The organism is Bacillus aquiflavi, from assembly GCF_019915265.1.
GTDB lineage: Bacteria > Bacillota > Bacilli > Bacillales > Cytobacillaceae > Bacillus_BT > Bacillus_BT aquiflavi.
Map to the genome: position 1 here is coordinate 1,464,228 of NZ_CP082780.1, position 14,954 is coordinate 1,479,181.

Here is a 14,954-nt window from a genome sequence, read left to right on the forward strand (position 1 = left end):
CGCTTTCGCCTCGTTACTCGGGGGCAACGACTAGTAAACGTTTCTAAATATACTTTGTCTAAAATCTAAAGCACATAAACTTTATTATATCTTACTTTTCCACTTTTTTAGCCATGATAGAAAAATTGTTATCATTAACACAAACCCTAAATAACCAGTTATAGGATAAACAGTACTAACAAGCGTGATGAATCCGATAAAGCTAGCAGCAAAAGCTAGAACACCAGTGAAGGCAACTCCAGGTTTAAATGCTTTTTCTTTAGGCGAAATAAATCGTGCCGTAAAAGCATACAGCATCCCGACAGACGTATTAAAAATCATCCCAAGTAAAGCGAGTGACATTAAATCACCGACAATAGGGGAGATTTCTGAAGCTATTAATAGTGTCGGCATTTCAATTCCATGAAGGCGATCTAAATTAACAAACATTCCTACATTAATTAATAAAATAAATAAACCTAAACCGATGCCGCCAATGAATCCACCTTTGCCGGCAGTTTTTCTATCGTCAACAGCCCCTCCAATTACTGATAGCATCGCAAAGCCGGCTGCCAAATTATAAGACACATACAAGAAAGCGCCTAGAAGCCAATTGGGAGCTGACGCTTCATAATCTTTCGCAGCCATCTGAAGGTTTGAGAAGCTTGCATCACTCGTAAAAATAGAATAACCTGTAATAATAAAAATAAGTAATAATAAAAACGGAGTAATACTACTTATGACATAGATGACTTTTTTAATATTTAAGCATAAAGTAGCGATTGTTAATAACGTCATAATAATGCTTCCGACAATAGAAGGCATTCCAAATTGCTGCTGAAAAATAGATCCGCTTGCAGCAATCATAACGACTGACACGCCAAATAAGAAAAAAGTGACTAATATATCGACGATTAATCCTAGATGCCGGCCACAAATTTGATAAAGTACTTCTTTATGTGAAATTGTTTTTAAATCTGAACCAAGCTGAGTAATTTGCATTCCTAAAAATGCAAATAGGAAAGTAGCAACGAGTGTGCCTAACATTCCGAATATTCCGAAGCTCGTAAAAAACTGTAAAATTTCTTGCCCTGAAGCAAATCCCGCTCCAACAATTAATCCGATATAAGCACCTGCAATTTGTAAACTCTTTTTCATTTTAATCCCCCATTATTTTGAAGAAACTAGTTGGAATATTAAGAAAATTTACTAAAAAGTAAGGAGCATCTCCTTACTTTTTAAAGGTTTTCTTAGCAACAGTGAACATGTCAACCGCTTTCATGTTGATATCATAGCCAATCCCTGGTTTATCTGGAACGGTAATCATTCCATCATGGACAGTTACTTCTGGTTCGATAATGTCTTGCTCCCAGTAACGGTTAGAAGCAGCAGTGTCCCCGGGCATTGTAAAGTTAGATAAAGTTGTAAGAGCGATATTATGTGCTCTGCCAACACCAGCTTCAAGCATTCCACCGCACCAAACTGGAATCCCTTTTGTCAAACATAAATCATGAATTTTTTTAGCTTCTGTTAAGCCGCCTACTCGGCCGATTTTTATATTAATAATTTTACAGCTTCCTAGACTGATGGCTTTTCGCGCATCCTCTAAAGAATGAATGCTATCATCTAAACAGATTGGAGTCTTCAGTTGTTTTTGAACAACTGCATGATCAACAATATCATCTGAAGCAAGGGGCTGTTCAATCATCATTAAGTCAAATTCATCAAGCTGTTTTAACAATTCTATATCTTCAAGCTGATATGCAGAATTGGCATCTGCCATTAGAAGAATCGAGGGAAACTTTTTTCGAATAGCACGAATGACATCTACATCCCAGCCCGGTTTAATTTTTACTTTAATCCGTTTATAGCCGTCCATGACGTATTGATCGATTACTTGAAGAAGTTCATCAATCGTATTTTTAATCCCGATGCTAATCCCAACTTCAATTTTTTTTTTTTCTCCACCCAATGCCTTGGAAAGTGTCATTTGCTGTTTTTTAGCATATAGATCCCAAACAGCCCCTTCAATTGCTGCTTTTGCCATATTATTTTTTCGTATCGGTGAGAAAAGTTGATTTACTTCATCCGGATGATGAATGTTTTTATCAAGTATTAATGGGATTAAAAAATCCTCTAGCATGTGCCAGTTTGTTTTCATCGTTTCTTCATTATAAAGGGGGGCAGTAAAGGCAACAGATTCTCCCCAGCCGCGTTTCCCATCTTCATCAACGACTTCAACTAAGATAAAATCTTTATCTTGCATTGTTGTAAAGCTAGTTTCAAATGGAAACTTCATTTTCATTTTCATCTGACGTAATGTAATTTCTGTTAATTTCATTATTTATCCCAACCTTCTCTTTTTTAGTTTGCCTAGTCTAACGCTAACTCTTTGTTTGTTAATACGTAATAGTTCACGGGTTCATCTTGTGTTTTAACAATGCTTACAGCAACATAGTTATGTTGAAAAGCGCTTTGAAAAAGCTTTCTCGTTTTTAATCGCCAATCGAGCGCTAGTTGAAAATCCTCACGCTTTATTTTTTGAAAATTTTCAGGAACTGGAAGTAGGAAAGCTGTTTCATCCGTATTTACGTCTAGTGCATGATCATTTAGTTTAGGATGTCCGTGCTCGCATATTTTCCATGTTGAGATAGTCTGTAATTTTTCAGTATTCCATTCGTTTGTTTGTCCAATGTACGGATTTGCTATATGCCAGCGTACTTTTAAACGATCAGTAGGTAATCCATCATTTAAACCGTCAGCCATTTCTCCATAACAATTTTCAATATAAGTATTTGAGACAGCACTTAGCTTTGTTAAATTTAAAAACGCGTTCACACTTTCTAAAGGATCGTATGTCCAGGTCATTAATGAGTAGCCCATTTTTAATGCTTCTCGTTTTTGTGCATGCTTTAAGAGAGGCCCAATTCCTTGACCGCGAAAATCGGGATGGATTCCGAGCATATGGGAGCAAAGATATACTTTCCCTTCAGAGAAACCTGGAAATCCATAGCTAAATCCAATTAGTTTATTATGCTTATAAGCTCCAATCATGATTCCGCCGTTTTGTACAGCCGTTAATGTTTGATGCACAGGAATAGCTTCTGTTGTCCAAATGGTTTGATCAAGCTGCTGCACCTCCTCTAGCTCTTCTAATGTATCTATTTTTTTAATTTCTACATCATTATTCATGCTTGGTCGCTCCTTCTAGTTGGTCAAATGTGCGAATAATCGTTTTGGCTAAAATTTCAATTCCGGTATAAAGTGCTGTTTGATCAAATGTCATCTTTGGATGATGCAATCCCGGTTTTAAATCACAACCTAACCCAAGCATCGTAGCCTTGAGGCGAGGTTTTTTTAATGTGTAAAAGTGAAAATCCTCTCCTCCCGTCGTAATAATTGGTTCGACAAGATTGTCTCTGCCGATTGAATCGATAATTGCTTCTTTCATAAAATTCTGAGCATCTTTATTTACTTTCGCAGCTGCAACAGCAGCTTTTGTTTCTAAAGAAATTGAGACATCATATAGACTTGAAACCGCTTGTGCAACTTTTGATATTTTGCTAGTGAGATATTCCATTACGTCGTTCGTTTGCGCTCGCACATCGAGATGAAATGATGCCCGGCCTGGAATGATATTACTGCTTTCACCGCCTGCATGAAACTGAGTCATTTTTACAGAGTAAGGGACCATTGGATCTGCATGGATTTTACTAAGCTCATTTACGAGTGCAGCACCAATCTCAATTGCATTTTGACCTAAATGGGGACGAGCTCCATGGGCATCTTCACCATAAATCTTACCAGCGATAAATTTTGCTGCACCGTGCATAATTGCCGGGGTTGCTTTACCATTTTCTAATTCTTGAACTGGTCTAAGATGGACACCATAAAGAAAATCGATATCATCGACAACTCCCATTTCGACCATCTTTAAAGCTCCAGTTCCTTTTTCCTCTGCAGGTTGGAATATTACTTTTAGCTTTCCTAGCGGCTGATACCCCTTTTTTTTAAATAAAAGAAGGACACCTAATGCCATTGTCATATGGGCATCATGTCCGCATGAATGGTGAGCTTTATACTGACCGTCTACTTCTTGCCATAATGCATCAATATCTGTTCGTAAACCAACTGTAATCGGGCCAGTTCCTAATCCTACAGTTAATCCTGTACTGTCTGGGAACGTTTTAGGTGTGAAGCCGATATGTTCTAATAAGTCTTTAAGATAATTTGTCGTTTCGTATTCTTTCCAGCTAACTTCAGGATGTTCGTGTAAATGCGTAAAAATTTCTTTTATAATTGGCTTTAATTCATTTATAGTCGCCTTCATGATCTCTCCCACCTTGTTGTTATTTTGCAAAAAAATGATGAATATTAAATGATTCATATTGCTCTTTTCGCTTTTCAATTCGTTCTTTATTCATCACAGATACATTGGCAACAAGCGCGTTAAGTATTGAGAATAGAATAGGTGTTGCGTCAATTGTTGATGTTGATGTTTCACTAGTTGCTAAAAGTGTACTCGTATACTTGCTTATCGGTGACACAGGTGAATCAGTAATCCCGCAAACAAAGGCATTTTGTTCTTTAGCAATTCGTGCCAGTTCAACTGTTTCTTTTAAATAACGATGAAATGAAATTCCGATAAACACTGTATTTTCGTTTAATTGCGGAAGGGTAACTAATAAATCATCTGTTTCTGGCCGGAATAAAAAAACTTGATCTCTCATAATATTTAAAGTAAACGTTAACCACTGAGCCGCTGCAAAAGAGGAACGCAATCCACAGATGAATACTTTCTCTGCTTTAACGATTTGTTCAACAGTTAATTGAAAATCTTCTTCATGAATGCTGTGAATTGCATTCCTAATGTTCCGACTATCTTGTTCCATCACACTTGCAAAAAGGTGAGGCTTCTTTGCAAGCTTTAGTTTTTCTTCATGATATTCATCAAGACTACTTTTTTGTAATAATGCTTCGCGCGTGTTTTTTTGCAGCTCTGAAAAGCCATTAAAATTTAAAGAATAGCAAAAGCGAATAACAGTAGTTTCGCTAACCCCAATTTCCTTACCGATATCTTGTGCTGATTTAATTGCAAAATCTCCAGGTTGTTCCAACAAATATTTCGCCACCTTTTGCTGGCTTTTTGACAACTGGTGATAATGCTCCTTTACTAAAGTTTTGAAGTGTGTCATTTTAGTCATCCTTTAAAAAATAATGAAGTCTAAACTTCATTATCTATTATATAGAAGTCGAAACTGCAAAAAGTTATTGTTAAAAAGAGTAACATAATTCTGAAATCTTATCAATACTAAAAATAAGAATTTTTTGTTACATTAATGTAGTGCTGCCTTGAAGTGTTACAGGAAAGCAGGATTCAAGTAATTATCAATATAAAAATTTTTTTTTTTTTTTGCTTTATTTTTCATTTTAATATATTATGTTAGTTAATATTTTAAACATACTATCTGGTCGGTATGTTTAAAATATAAAAAAATAGAAGGGAGATAAATATGGGGGAGTGCGACATAATAGAAAGGTAGTTACAATTAAGAAACATCGTAATTTACCATACTTTAAACATACCCACCAGTCAGTATAATATAGTATAGGTGATGATGTTGTTGGATTTTTCATATTCTAAAAAGGTAGTAGAATTACAGGAAAAATTAGCCCGTTTTATGGAAGACTATGTTTATCCAAATAAAAAAATATATCAACAACAAGTTGAAGTACAGGAAAACCGTTGGACTGCTGTTCCGCCGATTATTGAAGAGTTAAAACAAAAGGCGAAAGCTGAAGGATTATGGAATTTATTTTTGCCAAATAAGGAATATGGTGCGGGGTTAACAAATTTAGAATATGCTCCTTTATGTGAAATAATGGGACGTTCAATGATTGCACCTGAAGTTTTTAATTGTAATGCCCCGGATACAGGAAATATAGAAGTGTTAGTACAGTATGGATCCGAAGCACAAAAAAAAGAGTGGCTAGAGCCGCTTCTTGCTGGAGAAATTCGTTCGTGCTTTGCGATGACTGAAAGAGATGTCGCTTCAAGTGATGCGACAAATATTCAAGCAAGTATTATGAAAGATGGAGATGAATATGTGTTAAATGGCAGGAAATGGTGGTCCTCTGGTGCAGGTGATCCAAGATGTAAAGTTGCTATTTTCATGGGTAAAAGCGATAAGAGTGCCCCGCGGTATGAACAACAATCTATGATTCTCGTACCAATGGATACTCCGGGTGTAAAGATAAAGAGGATGCTTCCGGTATTTGGCTACGACGGAGCGCCGCACGGTCATGCTGAAATTGAATTCGAAAATGTACGGGTTCCCGTATCCAACATCATATGGGGAGAAGGGAAAGGTTTTGCGATTGCACAAGGACGACTCGGTCCTGGAAGAATCCATCATTGTATGCGTCTAATTGGTTCTGCTGAACGTGCGCTAGAATTATTAACGAAACGAGTTCAAGAAAGAAGTACATTTGGTCAAAGTTTGGCACAGCACGGTGTAATTCAACAATGGATTGCTGAATCAAGAATGGACATTGAACAAGCACGGTTATTAACATTAAAAGCGGCTTATATGATGGATACTGTAGGAAATAAAGTAGCGAAAGCTGAAATTGCGATGATTAAAGTAGTTGCTCCAAATATGGCACAACGAGTAATTGATAGAGCAATTCAAGCATTCGGAGGAGCTGGAGTTAGTGAAGACTTTCCATTGGCGCATCTTTATGTAAACGCAAGAACGCTTCGAATTGCCGATGGTCCAGATGAGGTGCACCGCCGTCAAATTGCAAGATTAGAATTACGAAAGTATTCAAAATAAAGTGAATGTTTTTAGGAGGAGTTTTTACATGAGTATTTTTGATTTGTTTAAATTAGAAGGAAAGACAGCGATTGTGACAGGAGGGGCACGAGGGTTAGGGGCACAAATTGCTCAAGCTTTTGCTGAGGCAGGAGCAAATGTTGTGATCTGTTCCCGGGATATAGAAGCTTGTAAAGACCGGAGTGAGAGTCTTACAAAATTTGGAGTTGCTTCGTTGCCAATTAAATGCGATGTAACAAATGCAGAAGATGTTAAAGCTGTCGTTGCAGAAACAAAAAACAAATTTGGTTCGATTGATATTTTAGTTAATAATAGTGGAGCTTCATGGGGAGCGCCAGTTGAGGAAATGCCTTTAGAAGCATGGAAAAAAGTAATCGATGTGAATGTAACCGGAACATTCCTTATGAGTCAAGCTGTAGGAAAAGTAATGATTGAACAAAAGAGAGGAAAAGTGATTAATATAGCTTCTGTAGCTGGCTTTGGCGGAACACATCCATTCATGCAAACAATTGGATACAATACTAGTAAAGGGGCGGTCATCACCTTTACAAAAGATTTGGCAGTTAAATGGGGAAAATATAATATTCATGTAAATGCAATTGCTCCAGGATTTTTTCCAACAAAAATGTCGAAAGGTCTGATCGAATATGGAGAGGAAATTATTTTAAATAGTACACCGCTTAATCGTTTAGGAAATGACTCAGACTTAAAAGGTGCAGCTTTATTTTTAGCATCGAAAGCTTCTGATTATGTAACTGGTGATATTTTAACAGTTGATGGCGGAGCACACGCTTTTTAAAATATGGTAGAAGATAGACGTTTGTGGTAAATTAATTGGTAGATGATCAAAAAGAGTGGAGAGTCAGTCATGAAAAGAAAAATAACAGAAAAGAGCATTGAGCTTTTTGAGAAAAAAGGTTTTAGCCAAACGTCTATTCAAGATATTGTTGATTCACTACAAGTGACGAAAGGAACGTTTTATTATTATTTTTCAAGTAAAGAACAATTGCTAATGGATATTCACCTTGAATATATTACCGATTTGCTTGGTCGCCAACAGCAAATTTTACAAAATGATCTCATAACAAATAAAGAAAAATTGAAAAAGATCATGACTTTATTGATTGATGATATTAAGGATAAAGGGGCGAATGGACGCGTATTCTTTCGCGAAATACGGCATTTAATCAATGAAAATATCGATAAAATCAAACAAAAGCGAACACTTTTTCGTTTAAACATTGAAAAAATCATTCAAGACGGAGTAAATAATGGAGAATTTCGTTCAGATCTGCGCACAGATATGGTCACGTTCGGTATTTTAGGTTTAACGAATTATTGTTATAACTGGTTTAATCCGAATGGTGAAGTAACAACAGAACAACTCATCGATACGTATGTAGAAATGATTTTACATGGAATAATAAAAGCATAAATCTGTCTTGTAACCGTTAAAAATGAGCGTGAATCTGTTGAAACATAAACATACTGACTGGACGGTATCTTAGTGAGATGAGGGTAGATTCTTTAGTAAGCTGAAGTTGGGAGGAAAAATAAAATGACGCGAACGTATAAAGATACGATTCAGGTTAGAGAAGGGGAAGAATTAGATCAAGCAAAATTACACGCTTTTTTATTAAAGCATCTTTCAGAGGCTCCCGCGGGGGAGTTGGAAATCGAACAGTTTGGCGCAGGACATTCTAATCTGACTTATTTATTAAGAATAGGAGATTGGGAGGCTGTCTTACGGAGACCGCCACATGGTCCTGTTGCTCCTAAAGCTCATGACATGAAGAGGGAATATACGTTTCTCACAAGTTTAAGTCCTGTTTATCAGACTGCACCGAAACCATATCTATATTCAGATGACGAAACAATTGTTGGAAGCCCATTTTTCATGATGGAGCGAAGAAAAGGGATCGTGTTAGATTCGGAATTTCCTAAGTACGTTAACTATACACCAAAAATGGGGCGGCAAATATCAAGATTAATGGTCGATAAGTTAGTAGAGCTCCATCAAGTCGATTATACTAAAACCGGAATAATGCAATTGGTAAAACCAGATGGGTTTATGCATCGTCAAGTAGAGGGGTGGATTAACCGATATGAACGGTTTAAAACAGATGATATCCAAGGTGTTGTAAAATTAATCCGCTACTTGGCTGAAAATATACCAGTTTCTCAAAAGCCGACAATTATCCATTATGATTATAAATTAAATAATGCGATGTTTTCAGAAGACTTTCGTCAAGTAACAGGTTTATTTGATTGGGAAATGTCAACAGTAGGAGATCCGTTAGCTGACGTAGGTGTTGCGATGAGCTATTGGATTCAAAAAGATGATGATGACCTTTTGAAAAAAGGACGGGGAAAACCATCTGTTACAGTAATGGATGGATTTTTTACTCGTGATGAATTTATAGAAGATTACGCAAATAAAAGTGGCCGTGATCTATCAGCAATAAATTTTTATTTAACGTTTGCTTATTTTAAATTAGCGGTTATTGGCCAGCAAATTTATTATCGGTATAAAAATGGTCAAACGCATGACCCTCGTTTTGCTCATTTTAATTCCTTAGTTAAAAACATGGTGCATCAAGCTTTACGAAGCATTGAACGTAAATAACTAAGAAAGTGTGTGAGAAAGTTGAAGGTACATTTGTTATTAAAGAAGGAAGAAATAAATCCGTTGAAAATGGAGGATAAAATTGCGGTCGTTCTTGATGTGCTACTAGCAACATCAACGATTACAGCTTGCTTTTCATACGGAGCAAAAGAGGTGTACCCAGTTGTAGATGAAGCTGAGGCACGTTCTTTAGCAAACAAGATGGTAAATAAGGACGTTTGTCTAGTCGGAGAATTCGACGGTCAAACGATTGAACAATTTCTAGATCCGACGCCATTATCACTACGAGAACATATGAAAGGGAAGAGTATTATTTTATCAACAACAAACGGCACTGTAGCGATTCGAAAAGCTTCTAATGCAAAAAAGGTTTTCATCTGTTCATTATTAAATGGCAGAGCTGTCGCAAAAGAAATAGCGCAAGCTTATGAAAATGAAACAATTATTGTGATTTGCTCTGGATCAAAAAACAAATTTAGTCTTGAAGATTTTTATGGGGCAGGTTATTTTATCAGTCAATTAGCAGATGAACGTGAAATTAAATTAACTGATAGTGCATTAACTGCAAAGTTGTTTTATGAGCAATTCGCCTCTGAAAGTAAACAGATGTTAACTGAGTCAAAAGTGGGGAAAAAGCTAACTCAGATAGGTATCGGTGACGATGTTGAATTTGTAAGTATGCAAGGCATTATAACTGTAATTCCTCAGTTAGTGAACAATCGATTAATTAATTATTAGCAAAAAGAAATTTAAAAGGAAGTGAATCGCTTGAAACATCAAGTTCATTTTAAATTTTGGCCGCCACGAATGACTAAAACGCTTACTGTGCCTGCAACAACATTATACGAAAATTTGTTAATGACAACTAAAAAGTATCCTCAAAAAATAGCGATACACTACTATGGTACTTCATATACGTATAAGCAATTGCTAAATGAGGTTGAGGCACTTGCGTATTATCTTGAAAAAGAGTTGCGTGTTAAAAAAGGGGAACACGTTTTACTATTTATGCAAAATTCACCGCAATTTATTATTGGATTTTTCGCAATACTTAGAATTAGAGCGATCGTTGTTCCAATTAATCCAATGAGTACAACGAATGATTTGGAGTTTTATATCAAAGACGGAAATATTAAAACTGCACTTGTCGGGCAAGAACTTTATGAAAAATTGAAGATAATCCATCAAAATAATTTGCAAAAAAACATTATTATTGCTACTTACTCTGACTATATAAATGAAAATGAAGCATATGATCATTTACCTTCAGAAGTAGCTGGATGTAGAAAAGAGTTTCATCAGACAATTAGTTGGAACGATGCTTTAACATCCAATGAAAGCGCTTTACCTTATTGCGGTGAAAGTGAGGATGTTACTATAGTTCCTTATACATCAGGAACAACAGGGTTGCCGAAGGGATGTGTTCATACAAATAAAACAGTTCAAGCAAATACAGTCGGCGCATTTCATTGGCTGAATATGACATCAGATTCAGTTTCACTTACAACTTTACCTTTATTCCATGTAACTGGATTAGTTCACAGCGCCTTAGCTCCAATTTTCGCCGGAAGTACGATTGTACTTTTGACACGTTGGGATCGTGAGTATGCTAGTGCAGTAATTGAAAAGTTCGGTTGTTCGCATTGGATTAATATAAGCACAATGCTGATTGATTTTTTAGCGAATCCAAATATAGCAAATTATAATCTTTCATCATTAGTTTTAGTTGGGGGGGGTGGAGCTCCTTTGCCGGAAGCTGTCGGGAAACAACTTTATAAAGTAACAGGACTTGATTATGTGGAAGGGTACGGATTATCTGAAACGATGTCACATACTCATTTTAATCCGCCACATCGTCCGAAGCTGCAATGTCTCGGAATACCGGCATTTAATGTAGATGCAAGAGTTGTTCACCCTGAAACAGGTAAAGAAGTCAGTATAGGTGAAGAAGGGGAGCTTGTAGTAAATGGGCCTCAGCTTTTTGAAGGATACTATCGTAATGAAGAAGAAAATAAAGCAAATCATATGACGATTAATGGAAAAAGATTTTTTAGAACAGGTGATATCGTAAAAATGGATCACGAAGGATATTTTTTCCTTGTCGATCGTTTAAAACGGATGATTAATGCTTCAGGATTAAAAGTATGGCCAACAGAAGTCGAATCAATATTATACAAACATCCTGCGGTTCAACAAGCATGTGTTGTACGCGCGCAAGATCTTTTACGTGGTGAAACGGTGAAGGCTTTCATTATTTTAAAAGAAGAGTACAGAGGGAAAATAACAGATACTGATTTAATAAATTGGTCTAAAAAGCAAATGGCGGCTTATAAATATCCTAGAATTGTTGAGTTTAGGGAGAGCTTCCCAACTACAAGCAGCGGTAAAGTATTATGGCGCAAGTTACAGGAGTAATAGTTAATCATTTGTAAAAATTAAAAACTAAACGGTTAGTATAAGGCGCAGTAGTTAATGAGTAGTTTATCATACTGTGCCTTTATGTTTTTGTAGAGGGCTTAAAGCATAATAAAACTAGCGGGAAGTGCTAAATGATATAAAACTATTAAATTTAACAAAAACTTAATACTAAAAATGTAGATTTAAACCAGTATATAATATATAAGGTAAATGAGGGGGATTTTTGTACAAGTGTTATCCCCTTTTAAATAATAGAAAGTAGGAGGGATAAATAAAAATATATTATTTGTTGATCGGCTAATAGGTCTTGCAAAAAAATTTTAAAGGAGTAGAGAATTGAGACAAAAAGCTAGCTTTTTATTTAAATTGTTGCTCGTAGCTATTTTGAGTTTTGGTGTGTTGCCGTCTTTTATTTTCGACACAAATGTTGTTAATGCTGAAGGTCCATTAGATCCAGCACCACAAATTACCCCGGCGAATCCAAATGGCATGAGTGTATTATTTGATAATACTCATGGACAAACAGCTGGTGCAGCAGATTGGGTAATTGATGGTGCATTTTCTGATTTCGCAAATGAGATTGCAAAAGAAGGTTTTTTTGTGAAGGAGCTTCGTAAAGCAACACCAATTACGTACGAAGATTTAAAAGATTATGAAGTATTTGTTATTCCAGAAGCAAACATTCCTTATAAAAAATCTGAACAAGATGCTATGATTCAATATGTAGAAAATGGTGGAAGTATCTTTTTTATTTCCGACCATTACAATGCAGACCGAAATAAAAATCGTTGGGATTCTTCCGAAGTAATGAATGGATATCGCCGTGGTGCATTTACAGACCCTGCTAAAGGAATGAGTGCTGGGGAAAAGGCATCTGAAGCAATGCAAGGTATTGTAAGCTCTGATTGGCTTGCAGATAATTTTGGTATCCGTTTCCGCTACAATGCAGTTGGTGATGTAAATGCAAGAACAGTGGCACCTGCTAACGAAACATTTGGGATTACGAATGGGGTTAATTCTGTCGCGATGCATGCCGGTTCAACATTAATGATAATTGATCCGAAAAAAGCAAAAGGGCTTGTTTATTTACCTACTGGTTTGACAGAAAATGAAGCATGGGGACCTGCAGTTGACCAAGGTGTTTATTTTGGCGGCGGGATTGAGGAAGGTCCATATGCGGCGATTTCAAAGCTAGGAAATGGGAAAGCTGCATTTATCGGCGATTCTTCTCCAGTAGAGGACGCAACTCCTAAATATTTACGAGAAGAAAATGGACAGAAGAAACGAACTTACGACGGATTTAAGGAACAAGACGATGCGATCTTATTAATGAATATCATTCATTGGCTTGCAGATAAAGAAACTTATACAAACTTTGAGGAGGCGGGAATTCCATTAGATGCCCCGTCACCAGTATTAGACATGGAAATACCAGAGAACTCTACAGAACCAAAACCAGAGCCATGGGCAGCTCCGACACCAGGTTATAAATGGTACGATCCTTCTACATTTGCTCCGGGATCATACGGTTCAGTAAAACAGGCTGAAATAGAACCAGAATATTCTTTTGTTCATCAAGATGTGTTACCAAATGCAGAAGAATTTCAAATTCGCTTAGTTGTTGATAATATGAATCCAGGTCAAACAGTTTCTGACCTTCGAGTAGGTATTTATTTAGAAGGCGGTACACAAGTTGCAAAATTTCAAAATGAAGACGGAACTTGGCCAGCAAGTTATGGGTACAGCCAACCAATTTCCGTCACTGCTGATCAATCTGGTCGAGCAACAAAAGATTTAACAGTGCAAATTAAAAGTGAGACCACTGGTTCAGCAAGCCTTCGTTTGAAGCAAGGAAAACAAAATCTAATTACAAATACGGTTACAATTGATCATGTCCCAAGTGTTCCGCTTCCAGATGATAGTCAAAACGTACCAGGGGAAATTTCCATTGCTGATGCAAGACAAAAAACAGAAGGAACTGTTGTTACAGTTCAAGGTGTTATTACTTCTGAGCCTGGGGTTTTTGGAGGAAAAGGGTTTTACATACAAGATGAGACAGCGGGTATTTATGTGTACCAACATGATGAAGGCTATCAAGTCGGCGATGTTGTAAAAATTACTGCACCAACAAAATTATTTAATAATGAGTTTGAATTAGAAAATATAGTAGCAATAAATAAAGTTGGGACATCTGATAGACCTGAGGCAAAAATCGTTTCAGAAGTAAACGAGACAAATCAAGGCCAGCTTGTTCGGCTAGAAAATGTGACGATTGAAAATTTGAAAGAAGTAAACCGAGCTTTTGAGTTTGATATTGCTGGAGAAGGAACAGCAACTCGTGTCCGTGTAGATGGAAGAACAGGTATTACGCATGAACAGTTTTCAGCAAATTTTAAAAATGGAGACAACATTCATCTTTCGGGTGTTGCCTCTATTTTCAAAGACACATTTCAATTGAAGCTGCTCCGATTAAATGATGTTGAGCTTGCGGAAGTAAAGGATACTGAATCTCCCATTATTCATGATTTAGTCAAAGAATTTTTTTTTTTAACAGATTTATATGAACAAATGATCAATGTGACAGACGAAGGCAGTGGAGTTGAAGAAATAAATATCACTTTAAATGGTAAAGAGCTAACAAATCCAATAAAAATTGAACCTTTACAATTACGAGCAGGTACTCATACATTAACTGTTACTGCCAAAGATGCTGCTGGTAATAAAAGTGAAAGAACTTTCAATATTGAAGTAATGATGGATATTGATCATTTAGATGAACTATTAGAAATTGGTTTGGACAAAAAATATATTACAAACCGGGGAATTTATAACAGTTTTTTGCATCAAATTATTGGAATTCAAAATGAAAAAAATAATAAAAGTCAGAAATATCGATTATTTGCTTTACATTGCCAAGTAGGTGTACTATCAGGAAAATTAATCGATAAAGATTACGCACAACACTGGTATTTCAAGGCTGCATAAAAAAACACTAGCAGTAAGCTGTTTTTAACTTACTGCTAGTGTTAGATTATCAACGACTCGCTTCCGCCTCGTGCTAGGCACCCTGTCTGATAAGCGTTTTTGCTTCAAAA

At 36.4% G+C, this 14,954-nt stretch carries 12 protein-coding genes; 7 read left to right on the top strand and 5 right to left on the bottom strand.

Features of this window, described 5'->3' with window-relative positions; genetic code table 11:
- Positions 1 to 84 precede the first annotated feature (84 nt).
- The 5 genes from K6959_RS07235 to K6959_RS07255 all read right to left on the bottom strand — a co-directional run bounded on the left by K6959_RS07235 (position 85) and on the right by K6959_RS07255 (position 5,174).
- A complete protein-coding gene (locus K6959_RS07235; protein ID WP_163240706.1) occupies positions 85 to 1,137 on the bottom strand; it encodes a YkvI family membrane protein in 1,053 nt (350 codons plus the stop codon).
- Between the two features lie 73 nt (positions 1,138 to 1,210).
- Positions 1,211 to 2,320, bottom strand: coding sequence for an o-succinylbenzoate synthase (menC, locus tag K6959_RS07240; RefSeq protein ID WP_223088035.1), 1,110 nt, complete (start codon positions 2,318 to 2,320; stop codon positions 1,211 to 1,213).
- A gap of 32 nt (positions 2,321 to 2,352) precedes the next feature.
- The gene (locus K6959_RS07245; protein ID WP_163240710.1) at positions 2,353 to 3,171 is read right to left on the bottom strand and encodes a GNAT family N-acetyltransferase; all 819 of its coding nucleotides are present in this window, start codon (positions 3,169 to 3,171) and stop codon (positions 2,353 to 2,355) included.
- Positions 3,164 to 4,309, bottom strand: a complete 1,146-nt coding sequence (locus tag K6959_RS07250; protein ID WP_223088037.1) for a M20 peptidase aminoacylase family protein — start codon at positions 4,307 to 4,309, stop codon at positions 3,164 to 3,166. Before K6959_RS07250 ends, K6959_RS07245 begins: the two co-directional genes overlap by 8 nt.
- Before the next feature lie 19 nt (positions 4,310 to 4,328).
- Positions 4,329 to 5,174, bottom strand: a complete 846-nt coding sequence (locus K6959_RS07255; protein ID WP_163240714.1) for a MurR/RpiR family transcriptional regulator — start codon at positions 5,172 to 5,174, stop codon at positions 4,329 to 4,331.
- Between the two features lie 429 nt (positions 5,175 to 5,603).
- Between K6959_RS07255 and K6959_RS07260 the strand changes: the two genes are divergently transcribed.
- The 7 genes from K6959_RS07260 (at position 5,604) to K6959_RS07290 (ending at position 14,844) form a co-directional block, all read left to right on the top strand.
- A complete protein-coding gene (locus K6959_RS07260) occupies positions 5,604 to 6,815 on the top strand; it encodes an acyl-CoA dehydrogenase (RefSeq protein WP_223088039.1) in 1,212 nt (403 codons plus the stop codon).
- A gap of 28 nt (positions 6,816 to 6,843) precedes the next feature.
- The gene (locus K6959_RS07265; RefSeq protein WP_163240718.1) at positions 6,844 to 7,614 is read left to right on the top strand and encodes an SDR family oxidoreductase; all 771 of its coding nucleotides are present in this window, start codon (positions 6,844 to 6,846) and stop codon (positions 7,612 to 7,614) included.
- 69 nt (positions 7,615 to 7,683) lie between these two features.
- The gene (locus K6959_RS07270) at positions 7,684 to 8,250 is read left to right on the top strand and encodes a TetR/AcrR family transcriptional regulator (RefSeq protein WP_163240720.1); all 567 of its coding nucleotides are present in this window, start codon (positions 7,684 to 7,686) and stop codon (positions 8,248 to 8,250) included.
- Positions 8,251 to 8,373: 123 nt separating this feature from the next.
- Entirely contained in the window at positions 8,374 to 9,441 is a 1,068-nt protein-coding gene (locus K6959_RS07275) for a phosphotransferase family protein (RefSeq protein ID WP_223088040.1), read from the top strand.
- Between the two features lie 33 nt (positions 9,442 to 9,474).
- On the top strand, positions 9,475 to 10,179 hold the full coding sequence (locus K6959_RS07280) for a 2-phosphosulfolactate phosphatase (protein ID WP_246234561.1): 705 nt from the start codon (positions 9,475 to 9,477) through the stop codon (positions 10,177 to 10,179).
- Between the two features lie 69 nt (positions 10,180 to 10,248).
- Complete coding sequence (locus K6959_RS07285; RefSeq protein WP_262421970.1) at positions 10,249 to 11,856, top strand: long-chain-fatty-acid--CoA ligase; 1,608 nt, start codon at positions 10,249 to 10,251, stop codon at positions 11,854 to 11,856.
- Between the two features lie 339 nt (positions 11,857 to 12,195).
- A complete protein-coding gene (locus K6959_RS07290) occupies positions 12,196 to 14,844 on the top strand; it encodes an endonuclease (protein WP_223088044.1) in 2,649 nt (882 codons plus the stop codon).
- Positions 14,845 to 14,954: the final 110 nt, after the last annotated feature.